Below are 15319 nucleotides of genomic sequence, written 5' to 3' on the forward strand. Positions count from 1 at the left end.
CCGGCGCGATGCGTTCGAGGATGCGCAGCGAGCGTCCGTGCGCGTTGGTCTCGACCTTTTCGAACCCGACCTGGCCGAGCAAGGTTTTTTCGTAGCTCGCTTCGAGGCCCAGTTTGCCGATGTACTCCATGCCGCGATAGGCCGCCTTGTCGATCTGGTCTTGTTCCTGTTCGTTGATGCGTCCGACGTAACCGAGGAAATGCACTCCGAGGCCCGTGAGCGGGTAGTGCCGCCGCAGGCGCGCCTCGAGTTCCACGCCGCTGAAATACGTACGCTTGATCGCCAGCCGCGCCGCTTCTTCCTCGGTGAGGTGCGAGCGCAGCACGAGGTTTTCGAATCGCGGCCGTTCGCGCAGCTGTTTGCGGAAATTCTTGAGGTCCGCCTCGTTCAGGCTCACTATCTGGCCCAGTTCCTCGAGCAGCGTGTTCATGTCGTCGACCTGCTCGGGGATGATCTCCAGCGTGTACACCGGATAATTCTGCGCGAGGATGACGCCGTTGCGATCGAGGATCAGGCCGCGCGGCGGCTGGATCGGGATCGGCTTGATGCGGTTGGCCTGCGACAGCGTTTCGTAGTGGCGGTGCGCGAACACCTGCAGGTAGGCCAGACGCAGGATCAGCGCGAAGATCAGCGTGACGACGATGACGCCGATCACCGACAGCCGCGCGTTATACACCCGGGTTTCCCGGAAGTGATCCTTGATCGGGATATTGAGCATGAAGCTCCAGGAACCTCTAACGAATTGTCCGGGACTCTAAGCGATGCCGCCGCGGCGCCGCAGGTCGCGCAGGATCACGAACAGCCACGGCCACAGCAGGGCGCCGACGACGCTCGGCGTCCAGTAGATGAACGTCTCCGGCGCCTGGCCGATCGCGCCGCGTATCCACAACACCAGCAGCTGGTTGGCGATGAGCAGGCCGAATATCGATACCGCCTGCTGCCAGCGCGGGAACATGCGCAGCTGCAGGTGCAAACGGACGGTCAGGAACGCCACCAGCGTTTTGCCGAGGGCGTTGCTGCCGAGCAGCGAGCCGTAGAGCGCGTCCTGGAGAAAGCCGAGCAGCCAGCCGGTGCCGACGGAAAAGCGTTCCGGCGCGGCCAGGCACCAGTAGATGAGCACCAGTCCCACCCAGTCGGGGCGGAACGGTTCGGCCCAGGCCGGAAACGGCATGATCGCCAATATCACGGCGGCGGTAAACGTACCGAACAACGTGAGACGGCGGTGCGCGTCCAGGCCCAACCTCATTTGGCGTTGCCTCCACTCTTGGGTGGGGCGCCGCGCCAGATGAGCATCACTTGCTTGCCATGATTGAGTTGCGCCGCCGGTTTGGCGGTGATGGCGAGAAACGCTTCGTTCGGATCGTTGACGATCCTGCTCACCTGCGCCACGGGATAACCGGGCGGGAAGGTGCCGCCCATGCCGGAGCTGACCAGCAGGTCGCCTTCCTTGATGTCGGAGGCGGAGGTGAGGTAGGGGACCTTCAGAGTGTCCGGATCGCCGGTGCCGAAAACCAGCATGCGCAGACCGCTGCGGTTGTCGAGCACGGGAATCGCGTGGCCGGCGTCCGTGATGAGCGTCACGCGGCTGACCTGGCTGGCGACCTGCGTGACCTGCCCCATGATGCCGTGCGCGTCGATGACCGACTGACCGACGTACACCCCGTCCCGGCCGCCCTTGGCGACCACGATCTTGCGCGTGAACGGTTCGGAGCTGACCTCGATCAGTTCCGCGGCGAGCACCTTGTCGGCCACCTGCGCGGCGCTGCCCAGCATGCGACGCAGGCGGGCGTTTTCCTCTTCCAGGGCGTCGAACTGCTGCACTTTGGCGTTGAGCACTTGCCGTTCGGCGAGCAGTTTTTCATTGTCCTGGCGCAGGGTGCCGCGGGTGGTGAAGAAATCGGCGATGCTGCCGCCCACGTAGGCCGGGACGGCGGCGATCAGCTGGATGGGGTAGGCCAGCACGTTCAGGCCGGCGCGGATTTTTTCCAGATGATGCCCGCGGTGATCGAGAATCATCAGCGCCACAGACAGCGCCGACAGCAGGATCAGCCGGGTGAGATGGGAAGGCGCCCGGAGAGGCCAGCCGAAGACGTTAATCATAAATCATACGCGCTGGGCGATGCACAGGGATGTGGCCGCTTTCGGCCCCATCGAATAACAGGACGAACGAGCGCAGCGAGTAAGTATCCATTTTCGGCCTTCGCGGCGCTTGTGCTTCCTGCACATCGCAAGTGTCGCGTGAGACAGGATGTCGAGGGCGACCTATTCGTACACAAATACATCGCCCAGCGTTTCGGCCTCCATGAGCGCCCGGCCGCAGCCGCGCACCACACAGGTGAGGGGATCTTCGGTGATGATAATCGGCAGCCCGGTCTGTTCCGCGAGCATGCGGTCGATGTCGCGCAGCAGCGCGCCGCCGCCCGAGACCACGAGCCCCTTTTCGGCGATGTCGGCGCCGAGCTCCGGCGGTGTTTGTTCGAGCGCGATCTTGATGGCGCCGATGATGCCGGCGAGACACTCCGACAGCGCCGCGTGCACTTCCTGGCTGTTGAGCACCTGGGCGCGCGGCACACCGTCGGCGATGTGCCGGCCTTTAACCTCCACCTGCTTGACCTCGCTGCCTTCCCACGCCGTACCGATTTCCTTTTTCACGTTTTCCGCGCTGGCTTCGCCGATCAGCAGGCCGTATTTGCGGCGCACGTAGTTCACGATGGCTTCATCCATCTTGTCGCCGGCGATGCGCAGCGAATGCGAGTACACGATGCCGCCGAGCGAGATCACGCCGACCTCGCTGGTGCCGCCGCCGATGTCGAGCACCATCGAGCCGGTCGGTTCCATGATGGGCAGATCGGCGCCGATCGCCGCGGCCATCGGTTCTTCAATCAGAAATACCTCGCGCGCGCCGGTGCTCATCGCGGCCTCGCGGATCGCGCGCCGCTCCACCTGCGTCGAGCCGCAGGGCACGCAGATCACGATGCGCGGGCTCGGCTGGAACAAACGATTCTCGTGCACCTTGCGGATGAAATATTTCAGCATCTCGCCGGTAACGGTGAAGTCGGCGATCACGCCTTCCTTCATCGGCCGTATCGCCTGGATCGATCCCGGCGTGCGGCCGAGCATCTTCTTGGCATCGACGCCGACGGCCAGGATGGAACGATTGTTGCGGCTGGTGTAATCCTGACGGATGGCGACGACCGAGGGTTCGTTCAACACGATGCCCTTGTCGCGCACGAAGATTAAGGTGTTGGCGGTACCCAGATCGATGGCGATATCGCTGGAGAAGAATCCACGGAAGCTTTTGAGAAACATGAGAAGAAATCAGTCCTTGAAGGCGTTATTGACCCGGCACGATTGTACTTGAATCGGCGCTAACTGTATCAATCGCGGTCGGGCGGTTCAACCGGCGGGACGAATGTGGTAATTTGTGCGGTACAGGGATGTACGAATGCCGCGAGCGCGGGATGCGCAGGAGCGGCCGTTTCCATATCCGAAAACACATACTACATTTCCATGTCTCTGGACCGCGAGCAGGTACGTAAAATCGCGCATCTTGCGCGATTACACATCACCGGGTCGGAGGCCGACGCCTACGCCGAATCCCTGTCCCGCATCCTCGGCTTGATCGAGCAGATGAACGCCGTGGATACCGCGGGTGTGGCGCCCATGGCCCACCCCAACGAGGCGGGCCTGCGGCTGCGCACGGACGTGGTCACCGAAGCCGACCAGCGCGAGAAATTCCAGAAAATCGCACCGGCGGTCGAGGCCGGCCTGTACCTGGTGCCCAAGGTCATAGAGTAGTTTTCACACCCCGGACGTCAAGAACCCCGCCATGTTCGATAAAACCGTCGCCGATCTCTCCGCCGCCCTGCGCCGGAAGGAAATATCGAGCGTTGAACTGACCCGGGCCTTTCTGGAGCGCATTAATAAGTATAAGGAGCTGAACGCCTTCATTACGGTGGAGCCGGAGCGCTCGCTCGCCCAGGCCAGGGCCGCCGATGCCCGGATCGCGAAGGGTGAGGCCGGCGCGCTGACCGGCATCCCCATCGCCCAGAAAGACATCTTCTGTGCCGACGGCTGGCTTACCACCTGCGGCTCGAAGATTCTGTCCAACTTTGTCGCCCCCTACGACGCGACGACTATCGAAAAATTCAACAAAGCCGGCGCCGTCTGTCTCGGCAAGACCAATATGGACGAATTCGCCATGGGTTCGTCGAACGAGACTTCCTATTATGGTGTCGTGAAGAATCCGTGGAACACCGCCGTCGTCCCCGGCGGCAGCTCGGGCGGTTCGGCCGCGGCGGTGGCCGCGCGCCTGGCGCCGGCCGCGACCGGCACCGATACCGGCGGTTCCATCCGTCAGCCGGCGTCGCTGACCAATCTGACGGGGCTCAAGCCCAGTTACGGGCGCGTGTCGCGATACGGCATGATTGCGTTTGCCTCCAGCCTCGACCAAGGTGGGCCGATGGTGCGCACCGCCGAGGATGCCGCGCTCATGCTGAATGTCATGGCCGGCTTCGATCCGCGCGATTCGACCTCGGTGGACGAACCGGTCCCGGATTACACGAAATCGCTCAATAACGATATCAAGGGACTGCGCATCGGGTTGCCGAAGGAATACTTCAGCAAGGGCCTGAGTTCCGAGGTGGCGAAGGTGATCGAAACCGCCATCGCCGAATACAAAAAGCTCGGCGCGCAGATGCTGGAAGTGAGCCTGCCCAACAGTCAGCTCGCGATTCCCTGCTATTACGTGCTGGCCCCGGCCGAGGCGTCCTCGAATCTGTCGCGCTTCGACGGCGCGCGCTACGGTTACCGCGCCAAGGATTACACCGACCTGCTCGACATGTACTGTAAAACCCGCGCCGAAGGTTTCGGCGCCGAGGTGAAGCGCCGCATCATGATCGGGACCTATGCGCTCTCGGCCGGCTATTACGACGCCTATTACCTGAAGGCGCAGAAGCTGCGCCGCCTGATCGCCGAGGATTTCCGCAAGGCCTTCGAGTCCTGCGACGTCATCATGGGCCCCACCACCCCCACCACCGCGTTCAAGATCGGCGAAAAAAGCGACGACCCCGTGGCCATGTATCTGAGCGATATTTACACGATTTCCGTGAATCTCGCCGGCCTGCCGGGCATGTCCATCCCCGCCGGGTTTGCCCCCGATGGCCTGCCGGTGGGATTGCAGCTGATCGGGCAGTATTTCAATGAATCCAGGCTGCTCAACGCCGCGCATGGCTACCAGCAGGTGACGGACTGGCACAAGCGTATTCCAAAGGGATTCGACTGATGGAATGGGAAACCGTCATCGGTCTTGAAGTCCACGCTCAGCTTCTGACCAGGAGCAAGGCGTTCTCGGGCGCGGCCACGAAATACGGCGCCGAGCCGAACACGCAGGCGTGCGCGGTGGACATCGCGCTGCCGGGTGTGCTGCCAGTGTTCAACAAAGAAGCCGCGCGCATGGCGGTGAAGTTCGGGCTCGCTATCGGCGCGGCCATCAATCACCGCTCGGTATTCGCGCGCAAGAATTATTTCTACCCCGACCTGCCCAAGGGCTACCAGATCAGCCAGTACGAGCTGCCGATCGTGACCAAGGGCCAGATCACGATCGACGTGGATGGCGTGGAAAAAGTCATCGGCATCACCCGCGCGCATCTCGAGGAAGACGCCGGGAAGAGCCTGCACGAGGATTTTCACGGCATGACCGGCATCGACCTCAACCGCGCCGGCACGCCGCTGCTGGAAATCGTCTCCGAGCCCGACATGCGTTCGGCGAAGGAGGCCGTGGCCTATCTCAAGAAAGTGCACGAGCTGGTGCGCTACCTCGAAATCTGCGACGGCAACATGCAGGAGGGCTCGTTCCGTTGCGACGCCAACGTTTCGGTGCGTCCGAAAGGCGAGAAGCAATTCGGCACGCGCGCGGAACTGAAGAACATCAATTCCTTCCGCTTCGTCGAGAAGGCCATCGAATTCGAGGTCGAGCGCCAGATCGACCTGATCGAAGGCGGCGGGAAAGTCGTGCAAGAGACGCGCCTGTACGACTCGGACAAGGACGTCACGCGCTCGATGCGCAGCAAGGAAGAGGCGATGGACTATCGCTACTTCCCCGACCCCGACCTGCCGCCGCTGGTGATCACGGAGGATTTTATCCGTGGCGTGGGGAAAACCCTGCCGGAGCTGCCGGATGCCAAGCGCGCGCGTTTCATGAAGGATTACGGCCTCACCGCCTATGACGCCGGTGTGTTGACCGCGTCGCGCGAGCTGGCGGATTACTACGAGCAGCTGGTGCGCGAGTCCGGTTCCGACCCCAAGATCGCGGCCAACTGGGTGACGGGGGAACTGGCGGCGTTCCTCAACCGCGACAACAAGGACATCAGCGCTTCACCGGTCACGGTCGGCATGATGACGGGATTGCTCAAGCGCCTCGCTGACAACACCATCTCCGGCAAAATCGCCAAGGAGGTGTTCGAGGCCATGTGGAACGGCGAAGGCGACGCCGACGCCGTGATCGCGAAGAAGGGCCTGAAACAGATCACCGATACCGGCGCGATCGAGAAGGTGATCGACGAGATCATCGCCAAGAACCCCAAGCAGCTCGAGCAGTACCGTGCCGGCAAGGAGGCGCTGTTCGGCTACTTCGTTGGCCAGGTGATGAAGGCTACACAGGGCAAGGCCAATCCCGCGCAGGTCAACGAACTCCTCAAGAAAAAGCTCAGCGCCTAAGCGACGCCCGCCCGACGTGCACAGGTAGCCGTAGTCTGTCCGGCCTGTTGCGGACGTGCACACAAAACGGAAATCGTGGTACGTCCCTTATTGTTCTATTGTTTCTGCCCGCGCGCCCGGCCGGATGTTGGGTGATCGTATCGCCGGCGGCATGCCTGTCCGGATAGCCCGTGGTATTGTTGCGGTAATTTTCGCGATTCTTGGCGTTACCGCGCCGCTCGGGGTCGGTGAGCGTCTTAGCTTCCAGGCCAATGGCGACACGAAATGATAAAGAGGTAAACCGATGCACACTTCAGACCTTTCTGATTGGACTCACGATCATGTCTTCGACGCAGGCAATCATGCGGCGGAGCGAGGTACACGAGCCGTCATGTGGATCACGGCCGCCATGATGGTCGTGGAAATCATCGCTGGCTGGTGGTTCAACTCGATGGCATTGCTGGCCGACGGCTGGCACATGAGTTCGCACGCGGTCGCGATCGGCCTGAGCGCCTTCGCCTACGCCGCCGCTCGCCGCTATGCCCACGATCCGCGTTTCGCCTTCGGTACGTGGAAAATCGAGGTGCTGGGCGGCTTCGCCAGCGCGATCTTTCTACTGGGCGTCGCCGCGATGATGGTGTTCGGCTCGGTCGAACGCCTTGTTTCACCGCGGCCGATTCACTACCAGGAGGCGATGATTGTGGCGGCCCTTGGCCTCGTTGTGAACATCGTTTGTGCAATGATCCTGGGCGGCGCGCACGAACATCACCATCGTGAAGAACGTCACGGAAGTCATGATCACGGCCACCATCACCACCATGACCTCAACCTGAAGTCGGCCTATGTACATGTGATCGCCGACGCCGCCACGTCGGTCCTCGCCATCGTTGCCTTGGGGGGCGGCTGGATCTACGGCTGGTCGTGGCTGGATCCGGTTATGGGGATCATCGGTGCGGTGCTGGTGGCGGTCTGGGCCAAGAATCTCTTAAGTGAAACCGCCAAGGTGCTCCTCGACCGCGAAATGGATCACCCCATTGTGCACGAGATCCGGGAAGCGGTTGAAAGCGGGCTGACGGCCGGTGATACCCGTATTGCCGACCTGCATGTCTGGCGTGTCGGTAAAGGATCGTATTCCTGCGCGCTGAGCATCGTCACGCATGATCAGGCCTTGACGCCCGGACGAGTACGCGAGCAACTCGCCCAGCATGAAGAAGTTGCCCACACCACCATCGAAATCCACCGACGCAGCTAAATGTTCAGGCGTGGAAGAAAAGATTGAAGTCGCATCCAGGCCCATGTTGAGCTGTCGCGCGACACGTGCTGTTGCGAGGATGAGGACTAACCTCGGGGATAATTGGGGACAGACTGAGATGCCACCGATTTCATGTCCGAAAGATCAAAAACTCGTCGCAAACATGAAAGCAACGGCCACTGCCATGATTCCCGTGGCAGCCCAACCGAATACCCGATGACGTGCGCTGATCGTATAGTTCCCCATCAGACTTTTTGACTGCCCGATCACCATCATCACTGTCATGATCGGCACCGAGATGATTCCATTGACAATCGCGCTCCAAACCAGCGCTTTGATGGGATCAACTTCAAAGACGCTCATTAGGGTGCCCACGACTGTGGCTACGGCGATGATGAGGTAAAAACCCCGCGCTTCGCGAAATCCGTGGGACAGGCCCGCCTTCCAGCCGAACAATTCGCTGACGGCGTAGGCAGCGGACCCCGCCAGAACCGGAACCGCCAGCAAGCCCGTTCCGATAATTCCAAACGCGAACAAGCCAAATGCAAATTCACCGGCTATCGGCCGCAATGCCTCCGCCGCCTGAGCCGACGTTTGAATATCCGTGATGCCTTGCTGATTCAAGGTGACGGCGGTCGCCACAACAATGCAAAGGGCAATGATGTTGGAGAACCCCATGCCAATGAACGTATCTTCCTTGATTCGCAATAGATGCTCGGCCGCATACACCGGGTCAGCCTTTAGTTCAGCCGCACACGGCCGTCGATTGTTATCCTCAACTTCTTGGGCGGCTTGCCAGAAAAAAAGGTAAGGGCTGATAGTGGTTCCAAGCACCGCGACGATCATGGCGGCATAGGCGCTCAGCGGCACATTCGCCGGGATGTGGGTCCACGGCTGAAGCGATTGCAAGATCGCTTGGCGCCAAGGCACCGACACACTTAAGACAACGGCGACATAGGCGAAGAGCCCCAGCGTGAGCCACTTGAGGATACGCACAATGCGTTCGTATGAAAAGAAGACCTGCGTGGCGATGCAAAGGGCGCCAAACCCGATGATGTAGACAGCAAGCTTACCCCCAACCAGAATGCGGACCGCTTCGCCCATGGCACCGATATCGGCGGCGATGTTAATGGTGTTGGCGACAACCAGCAGGGAGATCAAAAAAACAGTCAGCCACCTGGGGCATAGCTTGCCAATGTTGGTTGTCAGCCCTTCGCCTGTCGCCCAGCCGATACGGGCGGACAGCATCTGTATGCCGATCATCAGCGGCGTTGTCAGGAAAAGGGTCCAGACCAAGCCGAATCCAAACTGCGCGCCGGCCTGGGAGTACGTAGCAATCCCGCTTGGGTCGTCATCGGCTGCGCCGGTAATGAGACCGGGGCCCAGGCGCTCGTAGACTCTGGTTACATCGCGTTCTTCCACTTTTTAGACCTTCCTGTGCAGTCGAGCGGACACAAGCTCCTGACCGAAAATGGACAAATTATGATTACGTGCACACGACGTCAGATCTCGATCTGCGTGCCGAGCTCGATGACGCGGTTCGTGGGGAGATTAAAATATTCCACGGGACTGCCGGCATTGCGCGCCATCGCGGAAAACAGGCGCTCGCGCCACAGCGCCATGCCTTCGTAACGGATGCTCGGAATCACGGTCTCGCGGCTGAGGAAGAACGAGGTCTCGAGCGGTTCGAACGCCAGTCCCTGCTCGCGGCATAACGCGAGCGCCTGCACGATGTCGGGCCGGTCCTTGAAGCCGAAGTGAACCATGAGCCGGTAGCAGTTGTGCCCGAGCTCCTCGATGCGCACCCGGTTTTTCTCGGGTACCCACGGCACGTCCTCGATGACCGCCGTCAGGAAAACCACGCGCGCGTGCAGCACCTTGTTGTGCGCCAGGTTGTGCAGCAGTGCGTGCGGCACGGTCCCGGGCGACGAGATTAGGAACACCGCGGTTCCCGGCACGCGCAGCGGCGGGTTGCGCATCAGCGATTCCAGGAACGCGTCAAGCGGCACGGAGGATTCTTTCAACCGCGCCAGTAGGATTTCGCGCCCGCGCCGCCAGGTGACCATGAGCGTGAAAACCGCCGCGCCCATCACCAGCGGGAACCAGCCGCCATCGAAGACCTTGAGCAGGCTGGCGGAGAAGAACGCCGTGTCTACGACGATGAAAGAACCGGTGGCGAGCAGGCTCAGCCACAGGCTGTAACCCCAGTTGTAGTGGATCACGAAGAAGGTGAGAAAGGTGGTGATCAGCATCGTGCCCATCACCGCCACGCCGTAGGCCGAGGCCAGCCGTGAGGACGAGCCGAATCCGACCACGGCGGCGATCACGGCGGCGAGCAGGATCCAGTTCACGGCCGGGAGATAGATCTGCCCCATCTCTTTCGCCGAGGTGTGCTGGATATTCATGCGCGGCAGGTAGCCGAGCAGCATCGCCTGTTTGGTGATCGAGTAGGCGCCCGAGATCGTGGCTTGTGAAGCGATCACGGTGGCCGCGGTCGCGAGCGCGATCATCGGATACAACGCCCAATCCGGGTAAGCGAGATAGAAGGGGTTCTCGATGGCCTGCGGGTTGGCGATCAGCAGCGCGCCCTGGCCGAAGTAATTCAGCACCAGCGCCGGCAGAACCAGGCCGAACCACGCGAGGCGCACCGCGCGCTTGCCGAAGTGCCCCATGTCGGCGTACAAAGCCTCGGCCCCGGTGAAGGCGAGCAGCACCGAGCCAAGCACCACGAACGACGCAAATCCGTGGCCGGTGACGAAGCGCAGCGCGTGCGACGGGTCGAGCGCGTTCAGCACCACCGGGTCATGGACGATGTTGCCTATCCCGACCGCGCCGAGCGCGAGGAACCACAGCACGCAAATCGGCCCGAAGAACGCGCCGATGACCGCCGTGCCGTGGCGCTGGAACGCGAACAGTGTCACCAGCACGATCGCGGCGATCGGGATCACGTAGTGCTTGAATGCCGGAGTGCCGACCTCGATCCCTTCGACGGCGGAGAGCACCGAGATCGCCGGTGTGAGCACGGCGTCGCCGTAGAACAAGGACGTGCCGACCACGCCGAGCGTGAGGATCAGCATGCGCCAGCGCGGCTGGTCCCTGACTGCGGAGGAGGCGAGCGCGAGCAGCGCCATGATCCCGCCCTCGCCCTTGTTGTCGGCGCGCATGGTGAGCGTGACGTACTTGAGCGTGACGACGATCATGAGCGACCAGAAAATGGTCGAGAGCCCCCCGAGGATGTTCTCCGTGCCCAGGGCAATGCCGTGCGCCGGGGCGAAGGTTTCCTTGACGGCGTAGAGCGGGCTGGTGCCGATGTCGCCGTAAACGACGCCGAGGGCAAGCAGGGTGAGTCCGGCGGTGGAGGATTTCTGCGGGCTCGCTTCGCTATTGTTGTTTTCCAATCCAGATCTCCCGGGAGGGGGGCGAATGCGGGCGCACACTACTCTCTTGTCATCGACCTCGCAACTGCGCAAGGGGTGTGCCAAGCCGGTTCGCAACATCCAGCTGTGGATTCAGCGGAACCAATATGCTTCAAATCAGGGCAAAACCTCCGCGCTTGGTGCACCCAGTGCATCAGCAGTCAGGGGAGTGCTGGATCGTCGGTCAGGTGACACTGTGCGCGCGGAGCAGGGTCAATCCGCGCGGGTCGACGAACTCTTAAAACAAAAGCTCAAGGACTGTCACACGGCTAAAAACTTGTCGTGATTCCCAGTGATACAGTCCACGATGCCGTGAGCTGAGCCTCGTTGACACGCTGGTAGAGCGGTAGTTGGACGAAGATAAGCCCGCACGCGGCGGACGGCGGCATAGCTCAGGCCCGGGCTCAGCCACACAAAACTCCCGCCGCTTTCAGCCGGTTCCGCGGCGGATCCACGATCACGATCCTTGATCTGGCCATTGAGTTGGAGCATCCCGTACCAAGCGCTTAGCATTTGATAAGCGTGCAGAAAGCCGAACCGCAGCTGGCGTGCGCTGAATGCGTGCCGATCAGCCCGAAGCAACAGGCCAGCGCACCAGCCAATGGGATTTTTTCTTTTCACATTGCTTCTCTGTAGCGATTTGTAGTTGTGTGGAACCAGTCGAAGCGTGGAGACGGCCAAGAGCAATGCGGCAAACTGTCGCAGCCGGTCGTAGCGTATCGAGAGATTTGCTCCAAAAGCGTCCGTCGCGGACATAGCCGGTTAATTCGTCGACGCTACGCGCAGGCCATCGAGAATTTTTGCCGCCTCGCCCGCGATCTTTTTCCGGCTCAACAATAATTGCCAGCGGTTGCCGCCAAGCTGGCGCCAGAGAAACGCCGAGCGAATGCCGGCAAATAAGGCCGCGCGCACCTTGGCGGCGATCAGCGGGTTACTCAGATGGCCGTGTTCGCCATTGACCATGATGCGCGGCGTGAGGGTGCTGATCGTCTGGCTGTAGAGTTCCGCGAGTTTTTCAACGAGTCGCGGATGCACTGCCTCGCCGTTTTCCTCCGCCTCGAAGAATTTCATCTGCGACTGGATCGCCTCGATACCGCGACGGATGGCGTCCTGCATTTCCGGGTGCCGCCGCAGCTGACCCTCGAGGTGAATCATGGAAATGACGTATTTGGCGATTTCGACATCGCCCGTATCGGAGATCCCACCCAGCTTGTTGCGCAACAGGTCCAGGCCTAGCGCCACGCCCCGCACCCCGCCGTACACCGCGTCGGTACTGGGAGCATCGATCAGCATCAGGGCCTGAATGCTGGCGACGAAGGCGGAGGCGTCGGTACGGCCTGCACGCGCCAATTCTTGCGCGAGGCGCGCGGCCTGAAACAGGCCCGCGAGGGCGAGCGTTCGGTCAGTAAATGAGGCGTTCATGGACGGCGCTTTTGACGCGGATAACCGGGGTCAGTTCGGGGCACAAAACCGGCAACGGGTCACAAGCAACACATTGCAACCTGCCTGCCGGTGCGTCGAGCGCTTAACTCTCCTTCATGCAGGCGCGTTCGACCTCGACGCGTTTTACGCCTTGCACGCCTTCCACGGCGCGCTTGATCTCTGCCACGATATTCTCGGCGTAGGGGCAATTGGGAGTGGTGAGCTGGATCTCGAGATGCACATAGTCATCGACAATGTCGATCTCCTGGATGAAACCCAGTTCGACGATGTTATGTCTCAATTCCGGATCCATGACCTTCTTGAGCGCGTCATAGACCATGGTTTCGGTGATGGGTGAGTTCATCGGGATGACCTTTTCTGAACGCGATGGGCAAAGTCTAGCAAATCATGCCACGGCTGTACCGCATATCCGATGTTTACTATCAAGATTGTTGATCCGGCACGAATTTAATCGAAACGAAGGCAGCTTAGGCAAACAGCCCTCTCTGGTTTTCGTGGTGCCGGATCAACAAGCAAACCTCTAGCGCCCAGTGCCCGAGGCGCAGGGCGACTCCCCCTTCTGACTGAGGCGAAGTAGTGGCTCCGCGTCCCGTGGCGAAGCTCCTTCGGACGGAGGAAGCAGGGCTGCCCTTCCAGAGCCTCACTCCTTGAGTCGCCGGCTGCCATCTCCGAAATCCTTCGTCTCGGGATCTGGCAGGGCGACTCCCTTCCGAGGCGAAGCTCCTTCGAAGGGAGGACGCCGGGCCGCCACATGAAACTACGTTCATTGAGTCACCTGGCCACCACCGCCGAAAGAGCTATCGCCTCGGGCGGTGGCGGCCCCTTCGCAATGGGCGCAGATAGCTGCAATAACCGGATTTCCACAACGAATTGTCCTGTCTCACCGGCGCCATGTCCGGATTGGTGCATCCACCCGTTCCGTTGCCTGGTCAACACCTCATGGGTCATGGCGACTGGCAAGATTTCATTGACGTCAGGATCAGGCCGGACCGGCAGGGCGGGTGGCACGACGCGACTGTTCTCAGGGTCAGCATGGTTTTACGCTTCGTTGACTATAATAGTGATTGCCATGGTACCGATCTTGAACCTGCGGTAAGCCATCGCCTGTTATCGGCACGTCGTCAACAACAAGGATCCCGCGCAGCAGCGCCATGACGGATATTGCGGACAAACCCAAGGTGGGGCTGATCCTGGCTGGCGGCGGCGCGCGCGCGGCCTATCAGGTGGGCGTGCTCAAGGCGGTCGCCGAGATGCTTCCACCGGATTGTCCGAATCCGTTCCCCATCCTGAGCGGCACCTCGGCGGGGGCGATTAACGCCACCACGCTCGCCATCTATGCCACGCGGTTTCATGAAGGCGTGCGGCGTCTCGTCTACGTGTGGCAGAATTTTCATGTGGACCAGGTTTTCCGCGCCGATGCCCCCGGCGTGCTGGCAAACGGCCTGCGCTGGTTCGCGGCCATGGTGGCGGCCGGACTCGGGCGACGCAACCCGCACGCCCTGTTCGACCGCGCCCCGCTGCGCCGCTTGCTTTACCGCACCATGCCCTTCGCCAGAATCCAGGAATCCATCGATGCCGGCGCGCTGCACGCGCTGAGCATCACCGCCTCGGGCTACAGCTCCGGCCAGTCGGTGTCGTTTTTCCAGGGCGCGCCATCTCTGGCGATGTGGAAGCGCGCGCGGCGCGTGGGCAGCGCGGCCAATATTTCGCTCGATCATCTCATGGCGTCGTCCGCCATCCCGTTCGTGTTTGCCGCGGTGAAGATCAACCGCGAGTATTTCGGCGACGGCTCCATGCGCCAGATGGCTCCCATCAGCTCGGCGCTTCACCTGGGCGCGGATCGCGTACTCGTGGTCGGCGTACGCCAGGAAGACTCCTCCGCGACGGTGCGTGGCGAGACCGCTGAATATCCCTCGATCGCCCAGATTGCCGGCCATGTGCTGAACAGTATTTTTCTCGATAGTCTCGAAGCGGATCTAGAACGCTTGCAGCGCATTAACAAGACCATCCGCCTCATCCCGGCGCACAACCTGCGCGAAAGCGGTGTAACCCTGCGCAATGTCGATGTGCTCGTGATTTCACCGAGCGAAGACCTGGAAAAAATCGCTGCGCGCCACGCCCATCACCTCCCGCGATCGATCCGCTTCCTGCTGCGCGGTTTCGGCGCTTTCAACCGCAACGGCTCGAATCTGATCAGTTACCTGCTGTTCGAAAAACCCTACTGCCGGGAATTGATCAACCTGGGGTACCATGACGCCATGCATCGTCGCGAGGAGATCCTGCGGTTTCTGGAAACGTCATCCGCATGACGCGAATTCTGGTTACGCTGGGTATTATTCTCGTCATCGTGGGAGTCGCATGGCCGTGGCTCGCCACGTTGGGGTTAGGGCGGCTGCCCGGCGATATCGTGATCGAGCGCGGTAATTACCGGTTTTATTTTCCCCTCACGACCATGATTCTTCTCAGTCTTTTTTTGTCATTGCTTCTGTGGTTGTTCCGGAAATAACCGGAC

At 61.2% G+C, this 15319-nt stretch carries 13 protein-coding genes and 1 pseudogene; 6 read left to right on the forward strand and 8 right to left on the reverse strand.

Annotated features, from left to right (window positions below; translation table 11 throughout):
- The 4 genes and pseudogenes from ACC569_RS11060 to ACC569_RS11075 all read right to left on the reverse strand — a co-directional run.
- Positions 1 to 718: pseudogene (locus ACC569_RS11060) on the reverse strand (penicillin-binding protein 2); the annotation flags it as partial.
- A 36-nt stretch (positions 719 to 754) separates the two neighbouring features.
- Positions 755 to 1246, reverse strand: coding sequence for a rod shape-determining protein MreD (gene mreD, locus ACC569_RS11065; protein WP_372523589.1), 492 nt, complete (start codon positions 1244 to 1246; stop codon positions 755 to 757).
- Positions 1243 to 2100, reverse strand: a complete 858-nt coding sequence (gene mreC / locus ACC569_RS11070; protein WP_372523590.1) for a rod shape-determining protein MreC — start codon at positions 2098 to 2100, stop codon at positions 1243 to 1245. The genes mreD and mreC overlap by 4 nt, the downstream gene beginning before the upstream one ends.
- A gap of 162 nt (positions 2101 to 2262) precedes the next feature.
- Positions 2263 to 3309: a rod shape-determining protein gene (locus tag ACC569_RS11075; RefSeq protein WP_372523591.1), complete on the reverse strand. Its 1047-nt coding sequence runs from the start codon at positions 3307 to 3309 to the stop codon at positions 2263 to 2265.
- A 201-nt stretch (positions 3310 to 3510) separates the two neighbouring features.
- Between ACC569_RS11075 and gatC the strand changes: the two genes are divergently transcribed.
- From gatC to dmeF, 4 genes are all read left to right on the forward strand, one after another.
- A complete protein-coding gene (gene gatC, locus ACC569_RS11080; RefSeq protein WP_372523592.1) occupies positions 3511 to 3798 on the forward strand; it encodes an Asp-tRNA(Asn)/Glu-tRNA(Gln) amidotransferase subunit GatC in 288 nt (95 codons plus the stop codon).
- Between the two features lie 31 nt (positions 3799 to 3829).
- A complete protein-coding gene (gene gatA / locus ACC569_RS11085) occupies positions 3830 to 5284 on the forward strand; it encodes an Asp-tRNA(Asn)/Glu-tRNA(Gln) amidotransferase subunit GatA (RefSeq protein WP_372523593.1) in 1455 nt (484 codons plus the stop codon).
- Complete coding sequence (gatB, locus tag ACC569_RS11090) at positions 5284 to 6717, forward strand: Asp-tRNA(Asn)/Glu-tRNA(Gln) amidotransferase subunit GatB (RefSeq protein WP_372523594.1); 1434 nt, start codon at positions 5284 to 5286, stop codon at positions 6715 to 6717. Before gatA ends, gatB begins: the two co-directional genes overlap by 1 nt.
- 283 nt (positions 6718 to 7000) lie before the next feature.
- Positions 7001 to 7948 carry a CDF family Co(II)/Ni(II) efflux transporter DmeF gene (gene dmeF / locus ACC569_RS11095; protein WP_372523596.1) on the forward strand — a complete coding sequence of 316 codons (948 nt, stop codon included), beginning with the start codon at positions 7001 to 7003 and terminating at the stop codon, positions 7946 to 7948.
- A 144-nt stretch (positions 7949 to 8092) separates the two neighbouring features.
- Here dmeF and ACC569_RS11100 read toward each other — a convergent pair whose 3' ends face one another.
- The 4 genes from ACC569_RS11100 to ACC569_RS11115 all read right to left on the reverse strand — a co-directional run bounded on the left by ACC569_RS11100 (position 8093) and on the right by ACC569_RS11115 (position 13150).
- A complete protein-coding gene (locus ACC569_RS11100; protein WP_372523597.1) occupies positions 8093 to 9370 on the reverse strand; it encodes an NRAMP family divalent metal transporter in 1278 nt (425 codons plus the stop codon).
- Between the two features lie 80 nt (positions 9371 to 9450).
- The gene (locus ACC569_RS11105; RefSeq protein WP_372523598.1) at positions 9451 to 11346 is read right to left on the reverse strand and encodes a potassium transporter Kup; all 1896 of its coding nucleotides are present in this window, start codon (positions 11344 to 11346) and stop codon (positions 9451 to 9453) included.
- Between the two features lie 780 nt (positions 11347 to 12126).
- Positions 12127 to 12786: a high frequency lysogenization protein HflD gene (gene hflD, locus ACC569_RS11110; RefSeq protein ID WP_372523599.1), complete on the reverse strand. Its 660-nt coding sequence runs from the start codon at positions 12784 to 12786 to the stop codon at positions 12127 to 12129.
- 103 nt (positions 12787 to 12889) lie between these two features.
- The gene (locus ACC569_RS11115; RefSeq protein WP_372523600.1) at positions 12890 to 13150 is read right to left on the reverse strand and encodes a metal-sulfur cluster assembly factor; all 261 of its coding nucleotides are present in this window, start codon (positions 13148 to 13150) and stop codon (positions 12890 to 12892) included.
- Positions 13151 to 13958: 808 nt separating this feature from the next.
- Here ACC569_RS11115 and ACC569_RS11120 point away from each other — a divergent pair.
- Entirely contained in the window at positions 13959 to 15116 is a 1158-nt protein-coding gene (locus tag ACC569_RS11120) for a patatin-like phospholipase family protein (RefSeq protein WP_372523601.1), read from the forward strand.
- Positions 15113 to 15313 (forward strand): DUF2905 domain-containing protein, encoded by a 201-nt coding sequence (locus ACC569_RS11125; protein WP_372523602.1) that lies wholly within the window; start codon positions 15113 to 15115, stop codon positions 15311 to 15313. The genes ACC569_RS11120 and ACC569_RS11125 overlap by 4 nt, the downstream gene beginning before the upstream one ends.
- The last annotated feature ends 6 nt before the right edge of the window (positions 15314 to 15319 follow it).

Source organism: Sulfuricaulis sp., from assembly GCF_041499725.1.
GTDB lineage: Bacteria > Pseudomonadota > Gammaproteobacteria > Acidiferrobacterales > Sulfurifustaceae > Sulfuricaulis.